At 63.7% G+C, this 19635-nt stretch carries 21 protein-coding genes; 9 read left to right on the top strand and 12 right to left on the bottom strand.

What is annotated here, in order from left to right; all coding sequences use genetic code 11:
* Nucleotide 1: 1 nt before the first annotated feature.
* The 3 genes from CW360_RS04895 to CW360_RS04885 form a co-directional block, all read right to left on the bottom strand.
* Entirely contained in the window at nt 2-1075 is a 1074-nt protein-coding gene (locus CW360_RS04895) for an imelysin family protein (RefSeq protein WP_101192929.1), read from the bottom strand.
* Nucleotides 1076-1083: 8 nt separating this feature from the next.
* Entirely contained in the window at nt 1084-2514 is a 1431-nt protein-coding gene (locus CW360_RS04890; RefSeq protein WP_101192928.1) for a di-heme oxidoreductase family protein, read from the bottom strand.
* 76 nt (nt 2515-2590) lie between these two features.
* On the bottom strand, nt 2591-3907 hold the full coding sequence (locus CW360_RS04885; RefSeq protein ID WP_101192927.1) for an imelysin family protein: 1317 nt from the start codon (nt 3905-3907) through the stop codon (nt 2591-2593).
* Between the two features lie 201 nt (nt 3908-4108).
* Between CW360_RS04885 and CW360_RS04880 the strand changes: the two genes are divergently transcribed.
* Both CW360_RS04880 and CW360_RS04875 read left to right on the top strand, forming a co-directional pair.
* A complete protein-coding gene (locus CW360_RS04880) occupies nt 4109-4681 on the top strand; it encodes a LemA family protein (RefSeq protein ID WP_093985082.1) in 573 nt (190 codons plus the stop codon).
* A gap of 1 nt (nt 4682) precedes the next feature.
* Nucleotides 4683-5570 (top strand): GIDE domain-containing protein, encoded by an 888-nt coding sequence (locus CW360_RS04875; RefSeq protein WP_101192926.1) that lies wholly within the window; start codon nt 4683-4685, stop codon nt 5568-5570.
* A gap of 3 nt (nt 5571-5573) precedes the next feature.
* Here the strand turns inward: CW360_RS04875 and CW360_RS04870 are convergent, their stop codons facing one another.
* From CW360_RS04870 to CW360_RS04860, 3 genes are all read right to left on the bottom strand, one after another.
* Nucleotides 5574-7637 (bottom strand): putative bifunctional diguanylate cyclase/phosphodiesterase, encoded by a 2064-nt coding sequence (locus tag CW360_RS04870; RefSeq protein WP_101192925.1) that lies wholly within the window; start codon nt 7635-7637, stop codon nt 5574-5576.
* A gap of 203 nt (nt 7638-7840) precedes the next feature.
* Nucleotides 7841-8422 (bottom strand): superoxide dismutase, encoded by a 582-nt coding sequence (locus CW360_RS04865; RefSeq protein WP_093985079.1) that lies wholly within the window; start codon nt 8420-8422, stop codon nt 7841-7843.
* 184 nt (nt 8423-8606) lie between these two features.
* Nucleotides 8607-9203, bottom strand: a complete 597-nt coding sequence (locus CW360_RS04860; RefSeq protein WP_093985078.1) for a LysE/ArgO family amino acid transporter — start codon at nt 9201-9203, stop codon at nt 8607-8609.
* Nucleotides 9204-9303: 100 nt separating this feature from the next.
* Between CW360_RS04860 and CW360_RS04855 the strand changes: the two genes are divergently transcribed.
* Nucleotides 9304-10194 carry a LysR family transcriptional regulator ArgP gene (locus tag CW360_RS04855; protein ID WP_101192924.1) on the top strand — a complete coding sequence of 297 codons (891 nt, stop codon included), beginning with the start codon at nt 9304-9306 and terminating at the stop codon, nt 10192-10194.
* Nucleotides 10195-10206: 12 nt separating this feature from the next.
* Here CW360_RS04855 and CW360_RS04850 read toward each other — a convergent pair whose 3' ends face one another.
* The 5 genes from CW360_RS04850 to CW360_RS04830 all read right to left on the bottom strand — a co-directional run bounded on the left by CW360_RS04850 (nt 10207) and on the right by CW360_RS04830 (nt 12996).
* The gene (locus CW360_RS04850) at nt 10207-10551 is read right to left on the bottom strand and encodes a HopJ type III effector protein (RefSeq protein WP_093985076.1); all 345 of its coding nucleotides are present in this window, start codon (nt 10549-10551) and stop codon (nt 10207-10209) included.
* A 99-nt stretch (nt 10552-10650) separates the two neighbouring features.
* Nucleotides 10651-11025, bottom strand: a complete 375-nt coding sequence (folX, locus tag CW360_RS04845; RefSeq protein WP_101192923.1) for a dihydroneopterin triphosphate 2'-epimerase — start codon at nt 11023-11025, stop codon at nt 10651-10653.
* Nucleotides 11026-11586, bottom strand: a complete 561-nt coding sequence (folE, locus tag CW360_RS04840) for a GTP cyclohydrolase I FolE (protein ID WP_093985074.1) — start codon at nt 11584-11586, stop codon at nt 11026-11028.
* A 22-nt stretch (nt 11587-11608) separates the two neighbouring features.
* On the bottom strand, nt 11609-12319 hold the full coding sequence (gene folM, locus CW360_RS04835) for a dihydromonapterin reductase (protein WP_101192922.1): 711 nt from the start codon (nt 12317-12319) through the stop codon (nt 11609-11611).
* 215 nt (nt 12320-12534) lie between these two features.
* A complete protein-coding gene (locus CW360_RS04830; RefSeq protein WP_101192921.1) occupies nt 12535-12996 on the bottom strand; it encodes a thiol-disulfide oxidoreductase DCC family protein in 462 nt (153 codons plus the stop codon).
* A 125-nt stretch (nt 12997-13121) separates the two neighbouring features.
* Between CW360_RS04830 and CW360_RS04825 the strand changes: the two genes are divergently transcribed.
* Nucleotides 13122-14072 (top strand): MerR family transcriptional regulator, encoded by a 951-nt coding sequence (locus CW360_RS04825; protein ID WP_093985071.1) that lies wholly within the window; start codon nt 13122-13124, stop codon nt 14070-14072.
* Between the two features lie 197 nt (nt 14073-14269).
* Nucleotides 14270-16048, top strand: coding sequence for an acyl-CoA dehydrogenase C-terminal domain-containing protein (locus CW360_RS04820; protein ID WP_101192920.1), 1779 nt, complete (start codon nt 14270-14272; stop codon nt 16046-16048).
* A gap of 128 nt (nt 16049-16176) precedes the next feature.
* Here the strand turns inward: CW360_RS04820 and CW360_RS04815 are convergent, their stop codons facing one another.
* Nucleotides 16177-16623 carry a PAS domain-containing protein gene (locus CW360_RS04815; protein WP_093985069.1) on the bottom strand — a complete coding sequence of 149 codons (447 nt, stop codon included), beginning with the start codon at nt 16621-16623 and terminating at the stop codon, nt 16177-16179.
* 94 nt (nt 16624-16717) lie between these two features.
* On the opposite strand from CW360_RS04815, the gene CW360_RS04810 reads away from it, so the two are divergent.
* The 4 genes from CW360_RS04810 to CW360_RS04795 all read left to right on the top strand — a co-directional run bounded on the left by CW360_RS04810 (nt 16718) and on the right by CW360_RS04795 (nt 19592).
* Nucleotides 16718-17170: a flavodoxin gene (locus tag CW360_RS04810; RefSeq protein ID WP_093985068.1), complete on the top strand. Its 453-nt coding sequence runs from the start codon at nt 16718-16720 to the stop codon at nt 17168-17170.
* A 49-nt stretch (nt 17171-17219) separates the two neighbouring features.
* Entirely contained in the window at nt 17220-17996 is a 777-nt protein-coding gene (locus tag CW360_RS04805) for a class II aldolase/adducin family protein (RefSeq protein ID WP_101192919.1), read from the top strand.
* Nucleotides 17993-18934, top strand: a complete 942-nt coding sequence (locus tag CW360_RS04800; protein WP_101192918.1) for an alpha/beta fold hydrolase — start codon at nt 17993-17995, stop codon at nt 18932-18934. The genes CW360_RS04805 and CW360_RS04800 overlap by 4 nt, the downstream gene beginning before the upstream one ends.
* A 112-nt stretch (nt 18935-19046) precedes the next feature.
* Complete coding sequence (locus tag CW360_RS04795) at nt 19047-19592, top strand: DUF1569 domain-containing protein (RefSeq protein ID WP_101192917.1); 546 nt, start codon at nt 19047-19049, stop codon at nt 19590-19592.
* The last annotated feature ends 43 nt before the right edge of the window (nt 19593-19635 follow it).

Raw genomic sequence — 19635 nt, 5'->3', positions numbered from 1 at the left:
TTCAGTCTCCATCGTGGGCGTTAAAGCCCAGCTGGATGCCCAGTGCGCCGGCGAGGTCGCGTTCCTGCAGGCGGTGCAGGCGATCCAGGCTGACATACAGCGCATCCAGTTGGGCACGCCCGGCGTCGTTGCTCAGCAGCTTGTCGAGCGGTTGCTGGAGCGCGGCCAGTTGCTGGCGGGTATCGGCATAGGCCTGGTCAATGCGCTGACGCAGCGGTTGCTGGGTGTCGTCGAGCAGGCTGGCGATACCCTGATCCGCCTGGCCTTGCCAGAGTTGTTCGGCGCTGTGTACGGCCGCCGCCAGGCTGTCGAGGCTGGCCTGGCTGCGCCAGAACTCGGCTTGCAGAGGTTGCGGGATACCCTTGCTGAGCTTGCCGATGGCGGTACCGAGTTTCTTCTTGAGCAGATCCAGGCCGTTGACCTGGGCGCGTAATAGCTCAGCCAGCGCTTCGTCGGCCTCGGCAAAGCGTGTGTTGGGGAACTGCTGCAGTTGCTTGAGGAAACCCTGTTCGCCTTGCAGTTCGGCGAGGATCTGCGCGCTCAGTTGCTGCTGGTGTCCGGCGATATGGCCGAGCAGGGCGCAATAGCGCTGCCGGTCAGCCGGGCGGGCGAGATCCAGTTGGCTATCGAACAGCAGGTATTCGTAGGCGCTCAGGCCCTGTACCACGACACTGGCGCGTTCCAGCTGTGCGCGGCTCAGTACCGGATGCTGGTCGATCAGGCTCTCCACCTGACGACGTACCAGGTTCTTCTTGTCGGGCCAGAACTGCACCTGCCAGGCGCGGTTGCCTTCGCTGAGTGGGCCGAGTTGCAGGGGCTGCAGGGCTGCCCATGAGCGCTGCGCGGTTTGCAGATCCTGGCGCGCTTGTGGCAGTGCACTGTCCGCCGGTTTAGGCGTAGCGCAGAGGGCCTGAGCACTGACCGGCAGCTGGGTGCTGGCGCTGGCCCAGGCCTGATAGGCCGGCAACAGCACGTCGTTGGCCAGACTGGCACTGGCGGACTGACGTGGGTCGCTGGGGCTGCAGGCGACGAGGCCCAGCGCGGAACAGAGCACGAACAGATTGAGGGGGCGCATGGTGACTCTCACAGCGAGTTGAGGAAGGCCAGTAGCGCGGCACGCTGGCTGGCATCGAAGGTCAGGACATGGTCTCGGGCGGCCTGGGCCTCGCCGCCGTGCCAGAGGATGGCCTCCAGCAGGTTGCGCGCACGACCATCGTGCAGGAAGCGCGTGTGACCGCTGACGGCGTGTGTCAGACCAATGCCCCACAGCGGCGCGGTTCGCCACTCACGGCCGTTGGCGAGGAACTCGCTGCGCTGGTCGGCCAGGCCTTCGCCCATATCGTGCAGCAACAGGTCGCTGTAGGGATAGATGCGCTGTGCGGCCAGCTCCGGCTCGGCGGCGTCGCGAGACGTGGTGAAACTGGGGGTATGGCAGCTGGCGCAGCCAACCTGGTGGAACAGGCGCTTGCCGGCCAGTACCTCGGCGCTGCCCGGCTCACGGCGCTGCGGGACGGCCAGGTTGCGTGTGTAGAAGAGGACTTTGGCGAGGATGTTGTCGCTGACTTCCGGCTCGCCGCCGTGCGGCGCCTGGCGACAGGCCTGTTGGCTCGGGCTGCAGTTGTCATGGGGAATCAGCGAGGTGGTCAGGCCCATATCATTGGCAAAGGCATCGGCATTTTGCTGGTTGAGGGTCGGCTGTCCGGCCTTCCAGCCGAAGCGGCCCAAGGCATAGTCCTGGCGGGCGTGATCCCAGACCTGGTTGGCGCGACCGCTGATGCCGTCGCCGTTACGGTCGTCGGGGTCGGCGTTGGCAAGAATGTCGCGCGCGTCGATGGCTTCGAGCAGGCCCAGACCAATCATCGGCGGGGCGATGCGCACGGAAAACTGTGTGTCGGGATGCAGTGGGCCGTAGCCCAGGCGATCGATCTGCAGCTCGGGTTGCTGTAGTTCAACCTGCAAGCCGTCGGCGAAGCGCACCGTCTGCTGGCTGTAGCTCAGGCGTACCCGACCTTCCGGGGCGTGGCCGGGAATCGCCACATCCTGCAGCTGGCCACCGTAGTTGGGCTCGGGGAGCACGCCCAGGCGAGCAGCCAGCGCGCGTTCCTGTGCAGTGCCTGGCGGAATCGACAGGCGTACCAGCAGCGACACGGCATGCTCGGCGTTGGCGGCCGGCGGGTGGCCGCGGCCGTCCTTGATGTGGCAGTTCTGGCAGGCATTGGTGTTGAACAACGGGCCGAGGCCATCGCGAGCGGTGGTGGAAGCTGGGGCAATTACCCATGGGTTGCGAAAGAAGCTGTTGCCGACACTGAAGTCCAGGCGTCGCGAAGGCGCCAGGTTGGCCGACGGCAGGGAAAAGGCGTTGTGGTCGCGCTGGCTGACCGAGGTGCTGCCGCCAGACAGGGCTTCGCCGGGTTCGGCCTGGGCAAAGGGATCGGCTTGCTCGCAGGCTGTCAGCGGGGTGAGCAGCGCCAACACGAGCCAGGTGGGACGGCGCAACAGGGCAGGGCGTTTCATGGTTACCACGCTTGAGCAGAAACAAGTCACCCCGCAACCCTTACGGGTGCGGGGTGAGTGAGGGCCTATCGACGGATCAGAAACTGTGGTCGGCGGTGTCCGGGTTGAGGTCGCTGATGCCCAGGCGTGCGGCAGCCTGCTCGATGGATGCAGTCTGCTTGACCAGCGCGGCGATGGCGTTGCGGACGATCTGCTGGCCGGCGCTGTTGTCGGCGGCAATCAGTTGATCGAAGTGTTGGCCTTGCTGGGCACTGTCGACCATGGCCTGCAGGGCCTTGTCGGTCGCCTGCAGGTCGGCCTGCAGTTGCTGATCGGCGGCCGCATCGATCTTGGCGACCAGGCTGGCCAGGCTTGGGCCACTCAGCAGGCTGCCGTCGGCTTTCTGGTACTGGCCGAGGTAGACGTTCTGCACGCCCTTGGCGTTGTAGTAGTGCGAGTTGTGTGTGTTGTCGCTGAAGCAGTCATGCTCGTCTTCGGTGGACTGTGCCTCCAGCGCGACTTTCATACGCTCGCCTGCCAGTTCGCCGAGCGACAGGCTGCCCATGCCGAAGAGCATCTTGCGCAGGCCATTGGCTGCCGGTTCGGCTTCCAGGCTGGCGCGGTAGTTGCCGGTCTGGTTGGCTTGCCACTGGCCGACCATTTCCGCCAGGTCGCTGACCAGCAGTTCGGTGGCGGCGCGCAGGTATTGGGCGCGGCGTTCACAGTGGCCGCCGCTGCAGGCTTCACCCTGCGCGTAGTCGCTGGCCGGACGGTTGCCGGCACCGGCTGCGCTGCCGTTGAGGTCCTGGCCCCAGAGGAGGAATTCGATGGCGTGGTATCCGGTCGCCACGTTGGCTTCCGAACCGCCCAGCTCATTCAGGCTGGCCAGCAGTTGCGGGGTCAGGGTGCTGACATCCAGGCTGTCTTCGCCGACCTGGATGCTCTGGTTGGCGATGATGTTGGCAGTGGCGCCCGGATTGCCCTGGGCGTGATCGTAGCCGGCCGCAACATAGTCGATCAGGCCTTCGTCAAGCGGCCAGGCGTTGAGCTGTCCCTCCCAGTCGTCGACCACCGGGTTGCCGAAGCGGAATACCTCGCTTTGCATGTACGGGGTGCGCGCGGCCAGCCAGGCATTGCGTGCTGCCTGCAGATTGGCTTCATTCGGTTCGGCGAGCAGGGTCTCGATGGCTTGCTGCAGGGCGAGTGCAGTGCTGTGGGCATCGCTGAACACTGCCAGGGCCAGGTCGGCGTAGTGCTTGACCACGGCTTGCGCAGCCGCTTGCTCGAAGGGCGCCGAGCTGGCGCTGTTCGCGGTCGGCGCGGCCTGGGTGCTCGGGGCCGGGCTTTCACCGCATCCGGCAAGGGTGATGGCGAGGGCCAGCAGGCTGGCGGTTGCCAGGGGAGTGCGCAGCATGGGGATATCCTTATGAGTAGGGTGGCTTTACTGTGCGCAATATAATGCGAAAGATTTGCATTTTTGAGAAGCATTTATTGTCGTTAATCAAGGCGTGCCCTGCGTGATTGCGTAGAGCGAGTGCTCCAGGTTGCGAACGGTGATTTACTCAAGGGCAGCGGGAGCCCCTAGAATGTCGGCAACCATTGTGGAGGTGTAGAAATGTCGATGACTGCCGTAATCCTGCTGGTCGGTGTGTTGCTGCTGGGGGGCTATGCCGTGCTGGTGTACAACGCGCTGGTGCGTTTGAAGCATGGCGTGAGCAAGGCCTGGGCGAATATCGACGTGTTGTTGCGCCAGCGTCATGAAGAGCTACCCAAACTGGTGGAGGCCTGCAAGCAGTACATGCAGCATGAGCGCAGCACCCTGGAACAGGTAATCCAGGCGCGTAATGCCGTAGCCCAGGCGCGTGACCGGCATGACGTGGCTGCCCTGGGCGCGGCCGAAACCGGTTTGCGGGCGGGGCTTGGGCAGTTGTTCGCACTGGCCGAGAATTACCCGCAGCTCAAGGCCAACGAAAGCTTCCAGCATCTGCAGCAGCGCATCAGTGGTCTGGAAAGTGGCATTGCCGATCGCCGCGAGCTGTATAACGAGGCAGTCAACCTGAATAACGTGCGCATCGAACAGTTCCCCGATGTCGTGCTGGCGCGCCTGTTTGCTTTCCAGGCTGCCGAGCTGCTGCGTTTTAGCGAAGCCGAGAAGGCTGACGTGGACCTCAAGCAGTTGTTCAGCTGATATGTACGACGGTCGCTGGGTCGCCCTGGCATTCAGCCTGGTGGCGCTGGTCGGTGGGGCCTGGTGGTGCATGTGGCGTTTGTCGCAGGCGCATCACCTGCGTGATACACCGACCTCGAAGATTCGCTCGGCCGCCCAGGGCTTTGTCGAGCTGTGCGGGGTGTTGCATGAACAGGGGATGCCGCAGCAGGCCCCGCTGACACGCCAGGCCTGCCTGTGGTGGCGTTATCGTATCGAGGAGTACCGGCGGGCAGGCAAGAACAGTCGCTGGCAGGTTGTCGAGAGCGCTACCAGCGACGCCTGGCTGTTGCTCGACGATGGCAGTGGCCAGTGCCTGATCGACCCGCTGGGGGCTGAGGTGCGCCCGGCTACCCGCCAGGTGTGGGAAGGCAGCCTGCGCCATCCACTGGGTGAGGCGCCGAGTGGCTTCAGGGCTTTGCTGAGTTTCGGCAAGCGCTATCGTTACACGGAAGAACGCCTGCATGCGGGGCAGCCACTGTATGCCATCGGTTGGCTGCAAACTCAGGGCGGCGGCCGGCAGGCCAATAACGAGCAACGCCGGCAGGCGGAACTGATCCGCCAGTGGAAGGCCGATTACCCCGACCTGTTGCGACGTTTCGACCGTAACCGCGATGGTCAGCTGGATGCTCAGGAGTGGCAGCGTGTGCAACTGGCGGCCCGCCTGGAAGCTCAGGAAGAACAGCAGCGTGCCGTACAGGCGCCGCTGCAGCAGGTGTTGAGCAAGCCCGCTGAAGGGCTGCCGTACATTTTGTCCTGTGCGGGAGAGGATGAGTTGCTGCGCAAGTTCTACTGGCAGGCGCTGGGCGGTGCGCTGCTGTGCCTGGCGGGGGCGGCGGCCAGCCACTGGCTGTGGCAGCGCCTCTGGTAGACCTCAGACTTGTGAAGCGGCCGGATGGCCGGACTGCTCGCGACTTTGTTTGAGGTAGAGGGTCAGGTCGCGGGCAGCCAGTGGTTTGCTGTACAGGTAGCCCTGCCCTTCGTTACATCCCTCGGCAATGATGTACGACTCCTGTTCGCGGGTTTCCACGCCTTCGGCAATCACCTGCATGCCCAGGCTGCGGGCCAGTTGGATGATGGCGCGGACGATGGTGGCATCGTCGTCGTCGTCCAGCACGTCCTGTACGAAACTCTTGTCGATCTTGATTTTGTCCAGCGGCAAGCTTTTCAGGTAGCTGAGCGACGAGTAGCCGGTGCCGAAGTCATCAATGGCAATCAGTGCTCCGCAGCGGCGCAGGCTTAGCAGGTGCTGAGCCGCGGTGCCGATGTCTTCCATCAGACCGGTCTCGGTGACTTCCAGCTCCAGGCTGCGCGGTGGCAGACGGTAAGCCTGCAGCAGGTTGTTGACCATGCGTGGCAGCTCGGCATGGTGCAGCTGCACGGTCGACAGGTTGACGGCCATGCGCAGGTCGCTGAAACCCATGTCGTGCCATTCGCGCAGTTGCCGGCAGCTCTGGTCGAGCACCCACTCGCCAATGGCAATGATGCTGCCGTTCTGCTCGGCCAGGGGGATGAACAGGTCCGGGGCGACAAAGCCGTGTTGCGGATGCTGCCAGCGCAGCAGGGCTTCGACCCCTACCACGCGCATGTCGCGGTAGTCGATCTGTGGCTGGTAGACCAGATGCAACTGGTTCTGCGCCAGGGCATCGCGCAGGTCTTTCTCCAGCTCGCGGCGCCGGCGCATTTCGCTGTCGACGCTGGCGATATAGAACTGGTAGCGATTGCGCGAGCGGCTCTTGGCCAGGGTCATGGTCTGCTCGGCTTTCTGCAGCAGTTTCTCGGTGTTCTCGCCGTCCTCGGGGAACAGGGTGATACCGATGGTGGCGCGCAGACGAACCTGCTGGTCGCCGAGGCTGAACGGTTCTTCCAGGTCATCGAGGACCAGTTGTGCCAGTTCGGCCGCTTCGTAAGGCTGTTCGATATCCGCCTGGATCAGGGCGAACTGGTCACCACCCAGGCGCGCCAGGGCGCCCAGTCGGCCACTGTGCCCGCGCAGGCGGTCAGCCAGGGCCAGCAGCAGTTGGTCGCCGGTCTGGTAGCTGAACTGTTCATTGATGCCCTTGAAGTCGTCCAGACCGACACAGAGCACGGCGACACGGCGTTGCAGGCGGCCGGCATCGGCGAGTATCTGGTCAAGCTGTTGCTGCAGTTGCTGGCGGTTGGGCAGGCCGGTGAGGAAGTCGTACTGCGCCATGCGCAGCAGGCTGCTTTCTGCCTGGTGGCGCAGGTGGGTATTGCGTTCGATGGAGGCAAGCAGCTGATTGGCGGTGTTGATCCACAGGCCCAGTTCGTTGCGTTCGTTGCCCTTGAGCATGGGCAGCTTGTGTTCGCTGGGACGATCCGGGTTGATGTTGGACAGGTGATCGATGATCCGTGACAGCGGGCGGGTCAGCAGCCAGTGGTAGACCAGATACAGCACCAGGCTCATGGCCAGTGCGCGCAGCACACCGGAGACGAAGATGATGACCGAGTTGGTGACGAACTGCTCGCCGTAAGGGGCGGTATCCAGGGTGATGCTGAGGTCGCCGTAGTATTCGCTGTAGGGGCCTTTGCCAACCAGTTGCGTGGTGAAGGTCTGCTCCTTGCCCAGCAAGGGATCGGTCAGTACGCGGTAGGAGGCATCCAGCAAGGGGCGCGCCCGCTCGGCGAGCATGGGTTCGTTGGGGTGGCCGATGGCGGCAAAACGCACCGATTCGTGCTGGAACAGTCCCTCGATGACTTGCATGCCCATTTCCCGGTCCAGGCTGTAGACCGCCTGTGTGGAGGGGTCGCGGAACATGCCGAGAATACGATGGGCATCATTGGCAACCGCCTGGCGGGTCTTGTACACGTCGAAGATGATCTGTGCGCAACTTAGCACTACGCCGACCAGTAGCGCGGCCAGCAGTACCACGCGCAGCAGTTTCAGCGACAGGCTGTGCTTGAGATCCAGCTTCAAAAGGCGGGTCCTTGTACGACAGGCAAGGGAGGTTGGCCTTGAGTATTGGCAAAGTGCCGGCAGGCGTCAAAGGGCCTGGGGTAAAATTTACTGGTTTTTTAGCCGTCACTGCGATGCGCAGAGGGCGATAAAAGCACAACCCGGCACGCGGCCGGGTTGTGTGGGGCGGATTGCGGGGTGCGCGGCGCGCAACCCGGTGGGCATTACGCAGCGTAGTTGGCCGCCACGAAATCCCAGTTGACCAGGTTCCAGAAGGCCTCGACGTACTTCGGACGCAGGTTGCGGTAGTCGATGTAGTAGGCGTGCTCCCACACGTCGCAGGTCAGCAGCGGGGTGTCACCGCTGGTCAGCGGGCAGCCGGCACCGATGGTGCTGGCCAGGGCCAGGGAGCCGTCGGCCTTCTTCACCAGCCAGCCCCAGCCGGAGCCGAAGGTGCCGATGGAGACCTTGCTGAATTCTTCCTTAAACTTGTCGAAGGAGCCGAAAGCTGCGTTGATCGCGTCGGCCAGGGCGCCAGTCGGCTGACCACCGCCGTTCGGCGACAGGCAGTTCCAGTAGAAAGTGTGGTTCCAGATCTGTGCAGCGTTGTTGAACACGCCACCGCTGGAAGTCTTGATGATTTCTTCCAGGCTCTTGCCTTCGAACTCGGTGCCCGGCACCAGGTTGTTCAGGTTTACCACGTAGGCGTTGTGGTGCTTGCCGTGGTGGAATTCCAGGGTCTCGGCGGACAGGTGCGGCTCGAGGGCGTTCTTCTCGTACGGCAGCGGCGGCAATTCGAAAGCCATGGTGTGTCTCCTATCAGGTCAAGGCGGGGGTGCGACAAGCGCTGGGGCCGTTCTATAGCGGCCGTTGGCGCGGTTACCGCATCCGGTATGGGTAATCGCGGGGAGCGATGGTAGCACCCGCTCCGTTGCATATCCACGCGCCAAGCGTAGGGGTAAAGCCTTGCCTGGTGACCTGGCGCGGTCGTTACCAGTGGATCAGCTGCCAGGCCACGCTGAACATCATGCCGGCTACCAGTATCTCGAGAATACGCCAGGTGGCGGGGCGTGCCAGCCAGGGAGCCAGCCAGGCGGCGCCCAGCGCGATACCGAAGAACCACAAGGCCGAAGCACTGGCCGCGCCGGCGGCGTATGCGCCGGGAACGGCTTGCTGCGCGCCCAGGCTGCCGATCAGCAACACGGTATCCAGGTAGACGTGTGGGTTGAGCAGCGTCACGGCGAGGGCGGCGAGCAGCACTGCGCGGCGCGAACGGGGGGCGGCGCTGGAAGGGTCCAGGCCTTGCGGGCGTAGCGCGCGTTGCAGGGCCAGGATGCCGTAGACCAGCAGGAACAGCACACCCCCCCAGCGAGTGATCGAGAGCAGCCAGGGACTTTGGCTGATCAGGCTGGCCAGGCCGAACACGCCGGCAGACATCAGCAGGGCATCGAACAGTACGCACAGTGCGGCCACCGGCAGGTGGTGCTCGCGACGCAGGCTCTGGGCGAGTACGAAGGCGTTTTGTGCGCCGATCGCCATGATCAGGCCGAAGGCCACCAGCAGGCCGTTGCTATAGCTTTGCCACATGTCTTGAAAGTTCCAGGGGGCGAGAAGGTGCTGGTCAGTCTGGGGGTGCTGCTTGTATAAGGAAAACAAATCATGCTGATGATTCATTAGGAAAAATGATGTGTTTGACTACAAGTTGCTGCTAGCCCTGGCTGCAGTGGTGGAGCAGGGCGGGTTCGAACGAGCCGCTCAGGTCCTGGGGTTGTCGCAGTCGGCGGTATCGCAGCGCATCAAGCTGCTGGAGGCGCGGGTTGGCCAGCCGGTGTTGCAACGCAGTACGCCGCCGCAGGCTACCCCGTTGGGCAGGCGTCTGCTTAACCATGTCCAGCAGGTGCGCTGGCTGGAGCGCGACCTGCGTCGGGTGGTGCCGGCGCTGGCAGACAGTCAGCAGCCCGAGCGTTTGCGCATCGCCTTGAATGCCGACAGCCTGGCCACCTGGTGGGCGCCGGCGGTGGCCGACTTCTGTGCGCAGCAACAGGTACTGTTGGAGTTGGTGGTCGAAGACCAGCAGGTAGGACTCAAGCGTATGCGCGCCGGCGAGGTGGCGGCCTGCCTGTGCGCAGCAGAGCGTCCCGTGGCGGGCGCGCGCAGCCTGGCCTTGGGAAGCATGCGTTACCTGGCTCTGGCCAGTCCGGCGTTCATGGCCCGGTATTTTGCCGATGGTGTGCAGCGCACCCGGCTGGCGCAGGTGCCGGCCATTGTATTCGGCCCGGATGACCAGCTACAGCACCGCTATCTGGCCGCGCTCGGTGTGCATGGGCATTTCAACCACCACCTGTGTCCCTCTTCGGAGGGTTTTGTGCAGCTGGCCCTGGCCGGGCTGGGTTGGGGGCTGGTGCCTGAGCTACAGGTGCGTGAGTTGCTGGCAGGTGGCGAACTGGTCGAGTTGCTGCCCGGGCAGTTCATTGATGTGCCGCTGTACTGGCATTACTGGCGGCAGGGCGGCGCTTTGCTGGATGGCTTGACGGCTGCCCTGCGCGACTATGGCCAGACACACCTGCATGCCTGGTAAATGGGCTGTGGCTCAGGGGGTCTTGCGCTGCAGCGGCAGGCTGCTGAAGCTGACGCCGGCCAGGCCGGTATCCATCAGGGCGCGGATATTGCCGTGATCCTTGCCCTCCGGGTGACCCAGCACCTGGCGGTAATGCTCACCAAAGGCCTGCAGGGTTTCTTCCAGGCTCAACCCTTCGAGCAGGGCCAGGCCGAGCAACTTGCAGGAGCCTTCATTCTGCCCGGCTGGATTGTCCAGTGTGCCGTTGCGGAAGGCGGCAGGCTGGTAGTCATAGTGTTCGGCAATGAACGCCAGGGTTTGGCTGAACAGATGCTGGCCACTGTGTAATTGGGCACGAAAGTGCTCGAGTGCGGTCATGCGCAGGGCTCCCGGAAAAGGCGACAGGGTAGGCGCGATAGTATAGGTCGCGCCGGCCGGCGAGCATGCCAGCCGGCCGGCGCGGGAGCAAATGGACGGTCAGTCGCGATGTGCGGCGAGGGTGATGGATACCGATTCGGCAAAGCGCAGGGCATGCGGCTTGTCGACTTCCACTTCGGCATAGCGCACCGCCGGATGAGTCATGACCAGGTCGAGGATTTCCTGGGTCAGGCGCTCCAGCAGGGCAAAGCGATGGCCTTCCACGTGGGCGATCACCGCCTTGGTGATCGTGCGGTAGTTGAGTGCCTGCTCGATCACGTTATCCGCTACCGCCTGTTGCGCGGGGTAGAGGATGGTCAGGTTGATCAGCACATCCTGGCGGTTGAGGATTTCCTCTTCCTTGATGCCTATATAGGTGCGCAAGCGCAGATCCTTGACGCGGATGCGCGCCATGCCCGGTTCCAGTCTCGGCATTTACTTGCTCCGTCCGATCAGCGTGAGGAATTCGTGGCGGGTATTGCACGACTCGCGGAAGGCACCGAGCATCACCGAGGACGTCATTACCGAATTCTGCTTTTCCACACCGCGCATCATCATGCACATGTGCTGGGCCTCGACGACCACGGCGACGCCGGCGGCCTGGGTGACCTGCTGGATGGCGTCGGCGATCTGCTTGGTGAGGTTTTCCTGGATCTGCAGGCGGCGGGCGAACATATCGACGATGCGTGCCACCTTGGACAGTCCCAGCACCTTGCCGGTGGGGATATAGGCAACGTGTGCCTTGCCGATGAACGGCAGCAGGTGGTGCTCGCACAGTGAGTACAGCTCGATATCGCGAACAATCACCATCTCATCGTTGTCCGACTCGAACAGTGCGCCGTTGACCACCTCGTCGAGACTCTTGTGATAGCCGTTGCACAGGTACTGCATGGCCTTGGCGGCACGCTTGGGGGTATCCAGCAGGCCTTCGCGCTGCGGGTTCTCGCCCAGGCCGACGAGGATGTGCTGGTAATGGGTGGACAGTTCTTGGCTCATGGAAAAATCCTCGCAGGCCGCCTCACTTGAGGTGGCGGCCGCCGTTGACGGTGAGTGTGGTGCCGGTGAGGTACGGGTTGTCCAGCAGGTAACGCAGGCTTTGGTAGATCACCTCGGCACCCGGTTCGATGCCCAGGGCCGACTTGGCCAGGGTGCGGGCGCGATAGTCGGGATCATCGCCCTCGTTGAACTGAATCAGCGCCGGGGCAATGCCATTGACCTTGACCTGCGGCGCCAAGCGCGCGGCAAACGACAGGGTCAGGCTGTCCAGCCCGGCTTTGCTGGCGCAGTAGGCAATGCGCTGGGCACTGCCCTTGCGTGCTACGTCGTCGCTGATGTGCACGATGTCGGCGGGGCCGCCGTGCTGCAGCAGGTCGGTGCAGTGCAGGTTGATCAGGTAGGGCGCCAGCATGTGTACGTTGAACAGCCGGGTGAAGGCGGCGGCTTGCTCGCTGGACGGATCGGCCTGCCAGGTCGAGGCATTGTGCACGATGGCGCGCAATCCCTGGCAGGCCTGGCGCAGGCGGGCAATGAAATCGACTATGCCGGTGCTGTCGCTGAAGTCGGCCTGCAATACGCAGGCGCCGCGCTCGGCCAGTTCATTGACTGCCGGGCGCAGGGTGCGATAGCTGATGATCAGCGGATGGCCTTCATCGAGCAGGCGGCGTGCGCAATGCAGGCCGATGCGCTGGCTGGCGCCGGTGATCAGGATGGGGAGCTGCGCTGGGCTCATGGGGGCCTCGACAAGAAAGTGGGCGTTCAGCGACCGCGCGCATAACCTGACCTGAGCTGCGTTTGGCCGTCTGAACGTACTAAGAAACTTATACCACTGCTCTTGTTTGTACAACCATGAGTATTGTGTGGGGATGGCTTGCTGCTAGTTTTTAGTGCTATGCAGTTGATTAAAAACAATTTTTACTGGTTGGTAATATGCGTCACGTAGGTTTTTTATTGTACGAAATGGTCTTTATGTACAGCTCTTGTCGGTGTTTTTGCGTGGTCGCTGCTCTGCGTTGTGCAGGTTTCCTCCGTGCAGCGACTGGCGCCTTGCGGGTGGGGCAGGCGGCCGAGATGTGGGCGAAGTCGGCAGAACGCGACATACAGTGGTTGTAATACGGGTTGCAGCCAGCGGCGCTGCAACAGCCAGGCGCTCCGTCGCAGTCCGGCGGCCTGCCAGCTGGCGGCGGTGGCCTGCAGGCCGATATACCAGTGGCCGGCGGCATCCCGGGCATGCAGGCGCGCCTGCAACACGGCGAGTGGTGGTGTGGCGGCCTGCTGCGGGTCGAAGTCTGCCAGGCTGATATCGACCAGCACGAGGCGCTCGACACTACAGCGTCGGCGCAGTACGGCGATTTCCCGGGCGCAGAGGGGGCAGGCGCCATCGTAATAAAGGGTCAGGGGCCAGTGCATGAGTGCTCCAGGGTGATGTGAGGCGGCTTATGCTGAATCTGCGAGTTGTATAACCTAGGTACAATGTATGCCGGCTTGCCCCTGGGGTACAATGCCGGCCTTTCTCTGACCTGCCTGGCCACGCTATGAACGACATCGCCGGTACTCCCACGCTTGCCGCTGCCTTCAAGCAGGAAGAGTTGTTTCCGATTCGTGAAGTGTCGCGCCTGACCGGCGTCAATCCGGTGACCCTGCGGGCCTGGGAGCGTCGTTATGGGCTGATTCAGCCGACCCGCACCGACAGCGGTCATCGTCTTTACTCGCAGGCGGATATCGAGGCGGTACGCAGCATCCTCGCGTGGATCGAGCGGGGCGTGGCGGTCAGCAAGGTGGGCAAGATTCTCGCCAAGAACGAGGCAGCCAAGGCGCCAGTCGTCGAGCCTTATCAGGCCTTGGCCGAGGGCGAGTGGGGCGAGTGGCAGACACAGATCCGCCTGGCCTTGTCGCGTTTTGATGAGTTGCAGCTGGAACGCCTGTACGGCCAGGTGTTCGCCACCTATCCGTTGGCCGTGGTGTTTGCCGATATCTTCCTGCCGATCTGGCAGGACCTGTTGCTGCGCCGCGAGCAGTTCGGCCAGACCAGCGAGTGGCTGTTCCTCGACAGTTTTCTGCGCGCGCGGGTACTGCAGCGCCTGCAACTGGCGCGTAATCCGGCACAGGAGCGGGTATTGCTGGTGGCGATTCCCGGGCATTGCCATGAGCTGGAGTTGTGGGTGGCCGGGCTCCTGCTGGGCAGCAATGAATGGGCGGTGAGTGTGCTGGCGCTGGGGCAGCCACTGGATGAGCTGGCGCTGGTCTGCGAGAAATTGCAGCCGCAGGCGTTGGTGCTGTTTTCCAACCATGCGCCGAGTGCCGAACTGCCCCGCCAGTTGCAGCGTCTGGCGCTGGGCCTGGGTTGTCCGCTGGCGCTGGCCGGCGAGGCCGCCGAGCTGGGTGGCGAAGCGCTCAGCGGTACGCCAGTGGCCTGTCTGGGCAATGCTCCGGGACTAATGTCGCGCCGCTTGCAGCGTTTCCTGGCGGGTCAGCTGGACACCTGACACACCCTGCGTTTTCCCTGATCTGCTGAGATGTGCCGGGCTGCTGTCAGCCAGCTCTGGCGGATTGCGGCTGTGCGGAGTCATGCCGCGTACGGCATAACCTGTACGGCCTGTACAAAAAATTCTTGCCTAAAGCTGCAAATGGCTATACAAAAGCTGTACAGATATTTTTCCTGTACAGCTTTGAGGAATGCCGCATGCCCGCTTATCGCGCCCCGCTTCGTGATATGCAGTTTGTCTTCGACGAACTGCTCGACGCCTATGCCACCCTGCAGTCGCTGCCCACGCAGCGCGAGTTCGGAAACGATCTCGGTGGCGCCATTCTGGAAGAAGCCGCCAAGCTGGCGGAAAACGTCCTGGCGCCGGTCAACGGTTCCGGTGACAAGCAGGGTTGTCACTATGACCCGGTGAGCAAGACCGTGAAGACCCCGGACGGTTTCAAGGCCGCCTACAAGCAATTCGCCGAAGGTGGCTGGACCGCGCTGGCCTGTGCCCCGGAGTTCGGCGGCCAGGGCTTGCCGCATGTGCTGAACATGATGGTCGAGGAGATGGTCTGCTCCTCGAACCTGTCGCTGGGCATGTACCCGGGTCTGACCCATGGTGCGATCAATGCGCTGACCCAGCACGGCACCCGCGAGCAGCAGGAGCAGTACCTGCCCAAGCTGATCAGCGGTGAGTGGACCGGCACCATGTGCCTGACCGAGCCGCAGTGCGGTACTGACCTGGGGCTGATCCGCACCCGCGCCACGCCGCAGGCGGACGGCAGCTATGCGATCAGCGGCACCAAGATCTGGATCACCGGCGGCGAGCAGGATCTGGTCGACAACATCATCCACCTGGTACTGGCCAAGCTGCCCGATGCGCCGGACAGCGTTAAAGGCATCTCACTGTTCCTGGTGCCCAAGTTCCTCGAGGACGGCTCACGCAACCCGGCTTTCTGCGGCGGCCTGGAGCACAAGATGGGTATCAAGGGTTCGGCCACCTGCGTGATGAACTTTGAAGGCGCCAAGGGCTGGCTGATCGGCGAGCCGAACAAGGGCCTCAAGTGCATGTTCACCATGATGAACTCGGCGCGCCTGATGGTCGGCATGCAGGGGCTGGGTATTGCCGAGAGCGCTTACCAGATCAGCCTCGGCTTCGCCAAGGAACGCCTGCAGAGCCGCTCGCTATCCGGCCCGAAGGCCGCCGACAAGCCGGCCGACCCGATTCTGGTGCACCCTGACGTGCGGCGCATGTTGCTGCGCCAGAAAGTGCTGATCGAGGGCTGCCGTGCGCTGGCCTACTTCACCGGCCTGCACCTGGATGTCGCCCACGATCACGAGGACGCCGACGTACGCCAGCAGGCCGATGATCTGGTGCAGTTGCTCACCCCGGTGGTCAAGGCTTTCCTCACCGACGAGGGCTTCGCCTGCGCCAACGAGGGCCTGCAGGTGCTCGGCGGCTCCGGCTTCACCGAGGACTGGGGCATCGAGCAGTTGGTGCGTGACTGCCGCATCACCCGCATCTACGAAGGCACCAACGGCATCCAGGCGCTGGACCTGGTCGGTCGCAAGCTGGGCCTGGGCGGTGGGCGTGCCGTACGCGGCTTCTTCGCCCTGGTCGAAGGCTGGCTGAAAGCCAATCCCGCAGCGCCGCACGCTGCCGCGGTGGGCAAGGCGCTCAAGCAGCTGCAGCAGGCCACCTTGTGGATTGCCAGCGAAGGCATGAAGGACCCCGAGCAGGCCGGTGCTGCGTCGGTGCCGTACCTGCGCCTGTTTGCCCTGACTACCCTGGCCTGGCTGTGGTCGCGTATGGCGCTGGTGGCCCAGCAGAAGCTGGCCGCCGGTAGCAGCGAGACGGCGTTCTACGGTGCCAAGCTCAAGTCGGCGGACTTCTACATGGCGCGCGTGCTGACCGAAACCGACAGCCTGCTGGCCGAAGTTCTGGCGGGCAAGGCCACGCTGATGGCCTTCAGTGAGGAAGAGTTCGCCGTGTAACGACTGCGCAATCCGGCAGCTACCACATCCCCTTTTGGCTGTCGGATCTTTTTATGCCAGTGGGAAGGGGTTGATCCCCCTTCATCTTTCACCCGCTGCGTTGCCCGACGCAGCGGGTGTTTTTTTGCTCAGCCCTTGCAACGGGCCAGCTCCGCCTGCAGTTCGGCCACCTGGGCTTCCAGTTGGCGCACGCGCTCCAGCGCCTCGACTTCGTCGGTGACGTCTTTCTGGATGCCGATGTAGTAGGTCAGCTGGTCGGCTTCGTTGACCACCGGGGTGATCGACAATTCATTCCAGAACGGTGTGCCGTCCTTGCGGTAGTTGCGGATGATCTGCCGGCACGGGCGATGTTCACGAACCGCTTCGCGAATGGCTTGCAGGGCAGGTTGCTGGCGGTCGCCAGCCTGCAGGAAACGGCAATCCTGGTAGAGGATGTCGTCGACGCTGTAGCCGGTCAGGCGCTCGAACGCTGGGTTGGCGTAGATCAGGATGTTGTCTTCGCCCTCTTGCTCGGCGACCACGATGCCATCGTTGGAGGCGTTGATTACCAGTTGCAGCAGCTTGGCGTTGATCATCGAAGGGACTTCCCGGTTCAGGTTGGCGGCATTCTAAGATAACGCCGCACTTTGCGGCATAATCCTGCGCATTTCCAAGTATGACGGAGTCTTCATGAAAGTAGCGATTGTCTCGGGAACGGTCTACGGCACGGCCGAGGAAGTGGCTCGCCACGCACAGGCGCGCCTGCAGGCGGCAGGCTTCGAGGCCTGGCACCAGCCGCGTGTGCAGCGCGCCGAGCTGGAGGCCTTTGCCCCGCAGGCCTTGCTGGTGGTGACCGCTACCACGGGCATGGGCGAGCTGCCGGACAATCTGCAGGCGCTGTATGCCAGCCTGCGCGATCAGCCACCGGCCTGGTACGGCCTGCCGGCGGCGGTACTAGCGCTGGGGGATTCCAGTTATGGCGACAGCTTCTGTGCCGCCGGCGAGCAGGTGCGTGAGTTGTATGCCGACATTGGCCTGCGCGAGGTATTGCCGATGCTGCGTCTGGATGCCAGCGAAACGGTGACCCCGGAGCTGGACGCCGAGCCCTGGCTGGATCAGCTGGCGGGTGCCTTGCGCGGCTGAGGCACGGGCTGTCATCCTCGCCGAAAACAACAACAAGAGGCGGCGCATTATGTCTGCATCCCTGCAGTTTCCCAGCTTGAAGAATCAGGTCAGCCGCGAGGAGTGGCAGGCGCGTATCGACCTGGCGGCCTGTTACCGGCTGATTGCCCTGTACGGCTGGGACGACCTGATCTTCACCCACATCTCGGCCAAGGTGCCTGGTACCGAGGACTTCCTGATCAACCCCTACGGGCTGATGTTCCACGAAATCACTGCCTCCAGCCTGGTCAAGGTCGACCTGGCCGGCAACAAGCTGATGGACAGCCCGTTCGACATCAATCCGGCCGGCTACACCATCCACAGCGCGGTGCATGAAGCGCGTAGCGACGTCGGTTGCGTGCTGCACATCCACACGCCGGCCGGTATCGCCGTGTCGGTGCAGAAGCAGGGCTTGCTGCCGCTGTCGCAGCAGTCACTGTTCGTGCTGGCCAGCCTGGCCTACCACGGTTATGAAGGCGTGGCGCTGCACCACGAGGAGAAGGCCCGCCTGCAGGCTGACCTGGGCGACAAGCATTTCATGATCCTGCCCAACCACGGTCTGCTCACCGCCTTCGCCAGCATCGCCGATGCCTTCCTCGGCATGTTTACCCTGCAGCGCGCCTGTGAGATCCAGGTAATGGCGCAAAGTGGTGGTGGCGAGCTGATCCACATCCCGCAGGCGATTCTCGACGGTGCCGCGGGGATGATCGCCGGGGTGATGAAAAGCCCGCAGGGCATGGGCGGTGCGCTGCCCTGGCCGGCGCTGTTGCGCAAGCTCGACGCACAGATGCCGGGCTACGACCAGTGAGCGGCCTGCCGGGCATCGCCCTGGCCGACTGGCAGGCGCAGGGGCACGATTTTCTCTGGCACGGCCAGCGCATCCGCTACTGGACGGCGGGCGAGGGCGAGCCGCTGTTGCTGATCCATGGCTTTCCCACGGCCAGCTGGGACTGGCACCGGCTGTGGCAGCCGCTGGCGCAGCGTTACCGGGTGATTGCCTGCGACATGCTCGGCTTCGGCTACTCGGCCAAGCCGCGTGGCCATGCCTACAGCCTGCTGGAGCAGGCCGATGTACAGCAGGCGTTGCTGGCGCAGCTGGCGGTCGATCAGCCCGTGCATGTGCTGGCCCACGACTACGGTGACAGCGTGGCCCAGGAGTTGCTGGCGCGGCATCAGCAAGGAACGGCCCGCCTGGCCAGCTGCGTGTTCCTCAATGGCGGCCTGTTTCCGGAAACCCATCGCCCGCTGCTTATGCAGAAGCTCTTGCTCGGTCCGCTGGGGCCGCTGCTCGGCCGGCTGTTTTCGCCTGCCGCGCTGGCGCAGAACCTCACCCGCATATTCGGGCCGCACACGCCGCCCAGTCCAGCCGAGCTGGAGGCGTTCTGGACGCTGATCGCGCATAACGACGGCACTCGGGTGATGCACCGGCTGATGGGCTACATGCCCGAGCGACGGCTGCACCGCCAGCGCTGGGTGACGGCCATGCAGCAGGCCGGTGTGCCGCTGCGGGTCATCGATGGTGCGGCCGATCCGATCTCCGGGGCGCACATGGTGCGGCGTTACCGCGAACTGCTGGCCGAGCCCGACTGCGTGCTGCTGGACGGGATCGGCCATTACCCGCAGCTCGAGGCTGCGCCGCGGGTGCTGGAACATTACCTGGCATTTCGTCAGGCACTGGCCGGGGCGGGCCAGGCCACCACTAACAGGCCGTTGAAAAAACTACCTGCGTTGGCAATACAGCGTTGAAAACAGCCTCAAATGCTCATTTACAACACGTAAACTGCGCTTTTCGGCCGTTTTCGCCTTGTCTTGCCTGCCTCGCCTACGTTTTTCAACGACCTGTTAAAGAGGACTGATCATGCAACGTCGACACCTGCTTGGCCTGCTCGGCGTGGCCGGCCTCGGCGCCGTCGCTACCAGTTACTGGCGCCTGCCCCTGGCGGCGGCGCCGGCCGCCCTGACCCTACCGGCAGCCATGCAACTGCTCGAGCGTCTGGCGCAGGCCAGTCTGCACAGCGTGGCGGGTTGGCCGCCGGCCATGGTGTTCAACCATTGCGCACAGAGCGTGGACTATTCGATCGATGGTTATCCCCAGCTCAAGCCCGCCTGGTTCCGCCACACGGCTGGGCCGCTGGCCTTCAGTGTGTTTGCCGCGCGTGGTGCGATGCGCCATCCACTTGACGAGGCGATTCCCGGTGCGCCGGAGCTGAACGAGCCTGGCGAAGTGCGTGTGGCGCTGGCGCGCCTGCAACTGGCCTTTGCGCGTTTTGCCGCGCATCGTGGCCGCCTGGCGGCGCACTTTGCCTATGGCGAGCTGAGTCATGACGAGTATGCCCTGGCCCACGTGCTGCACCTGTACAACCATCTGGCGCTGCTGCGCGCCAATGGGCAGCCCATAGCCTGACCTTATCGCCGTGCATTCAGCGCCGAGCGCCTTGCTTGCCGGA

The organism is Pseudomonas fluvialis (genome assembly GCF_002835605.1).
In the GTDB taxonomy this organism is placed as follows: Bacteria; Pseudomonadota; Gammaproteobacteria; order Pseudomonadales; family Pseudomonadaceae; genus Aquipseudomonas; species Aquipseudomonas fluvialis.
Note: the sequence above shows the minus strand (reverse complement) of the source record. Positions and strands in the feature narration are given on the sequence as shown.

Bases quoted from the DNA above. Each gene is read 5' to 3' on its own strand.
- CW360_RS04815 (WP_093985069.1), bottom strand. From the start codon at position 16,623: ATGATCAACGCCAAGCTGCTGCAACTGGTAATCAACGCCTCCAACGAT.
- CW360_RS04880 (WP_093985082.1), top strand. From the start codon at position 4,109: ATGTCGATGACTGCCGTAATCCTGCTGGTCGGTGTGTTGCTGCTGGGG.
- CW360_RS04795 (WP_101192917.1), top strand. From the start codon at position 19,047: ATGCAACGTCGACACCTGCTTGGCCTGCTCGGCGTGGCCGGCCTCGGC.
- CW360_RS04830 (WP_101192921.1), bottom strand. From the start codon at position 12,996: ATGCACTGGCCCCTGACCCTTTATTACGATGGCGCCTGCCCCCTCTGC.
- CW360_RS04890 (WP_101192928.1), bottom strand. From the start codon at position 2,514: ATGAAACGCCCTGCCCTGTTGCGCCGTCCCACCTGGCTCGTGTTGGCG.
- CW360_RS04860 (WP_093985078.1), bottom strand. From the start codon at position 9,203: ATGTGGCAAAGCTATAGCAACGGCCTGCTGGTGGCCTTCGGCCTGATC.
- folM (WP_101192922.1), bottom strand. From the start codon at position 12,319: ATGAGCCCAGCGCAGCTCCCCATCCTGATCACCGGCGCCAGCCAGCGC.
- CW360_RS04865 (WP_093985079.1), bottom strand. From the start codon at position 8,422: ATGGCTTTCGAATTGCCGCCGCTGCCGTACGAGAAGAACGCCCTCGAG.
- CW360_RS04850 (WP_093985076.1), bottom strand. From the start codon at position 10,551: ATGACCGCACTCGAGCACTTTCGTGCCCAATTACACAGTGGCCAGCAT.
- folE (WP_093985074.1), bottom strand. From the start codon at position 11,586: ATGAGCCAAGAACTGTCCACCCATTACCAGCACATCCTCGTCGGCCTG.
- CW360_RS04825 (WP_093985071.1), top strand. From the start codon at position 13,122: ATGAACGACATCGCCGGTACTCCCACGCTTGCCGCTGCCTTCAAGCAG.
- CW360_RS04895 (WP_101192929.1), bottom strand. From the start codon at position 1,075: ATGCGCCCCCTCAATCTGTTCGTGCTCTGTTCCGCGCTGGGCCTCGTC.
- CW360_RS04810 (WP_093985068.1), top strand. From the start codon at position 16,718: ATGAAAGTAGCGATTGTCTCGGGAACGGTCTACGGCACGGCCGAGGAA.
- CW360_RS04875 (WP_101192926.1), top strand. From the start codon at position 4,683: ATGTACGACGGTCGCTGGGTCGCCCTGGCATTCAGCCTGGTGGCGCTG.
- CW360_RS04805 (WP_101192919.1), top strand. From the start codon at position 17,220: ATGTCTGCATCCCTGCAGTTTCCCAGCTTGAAGAATCAGGTCAGCCGC.
- folX (WP_101192923.1), bottom strand. From the start codon at position 11,025: ATGCCGAGACTGGAACCGGGCATGGCGCGCATCCGCGTCAAGGATCTG.
- CW360_RS04885 (WP_101192927.1), bottom strand. From the start codon at position 3,907: ATGCTGCGCACTCCCCTGGCAACCGCCAGCCTGCTGGCCCTCGCCATC.
- CW360_RS04820 (WP_101192920.1), top strand. From the start codon at position 14,270: ATGCCCGCTTATCGCGCCCCGCTTCGTGATATGCAGTTTGTCTTCGAC.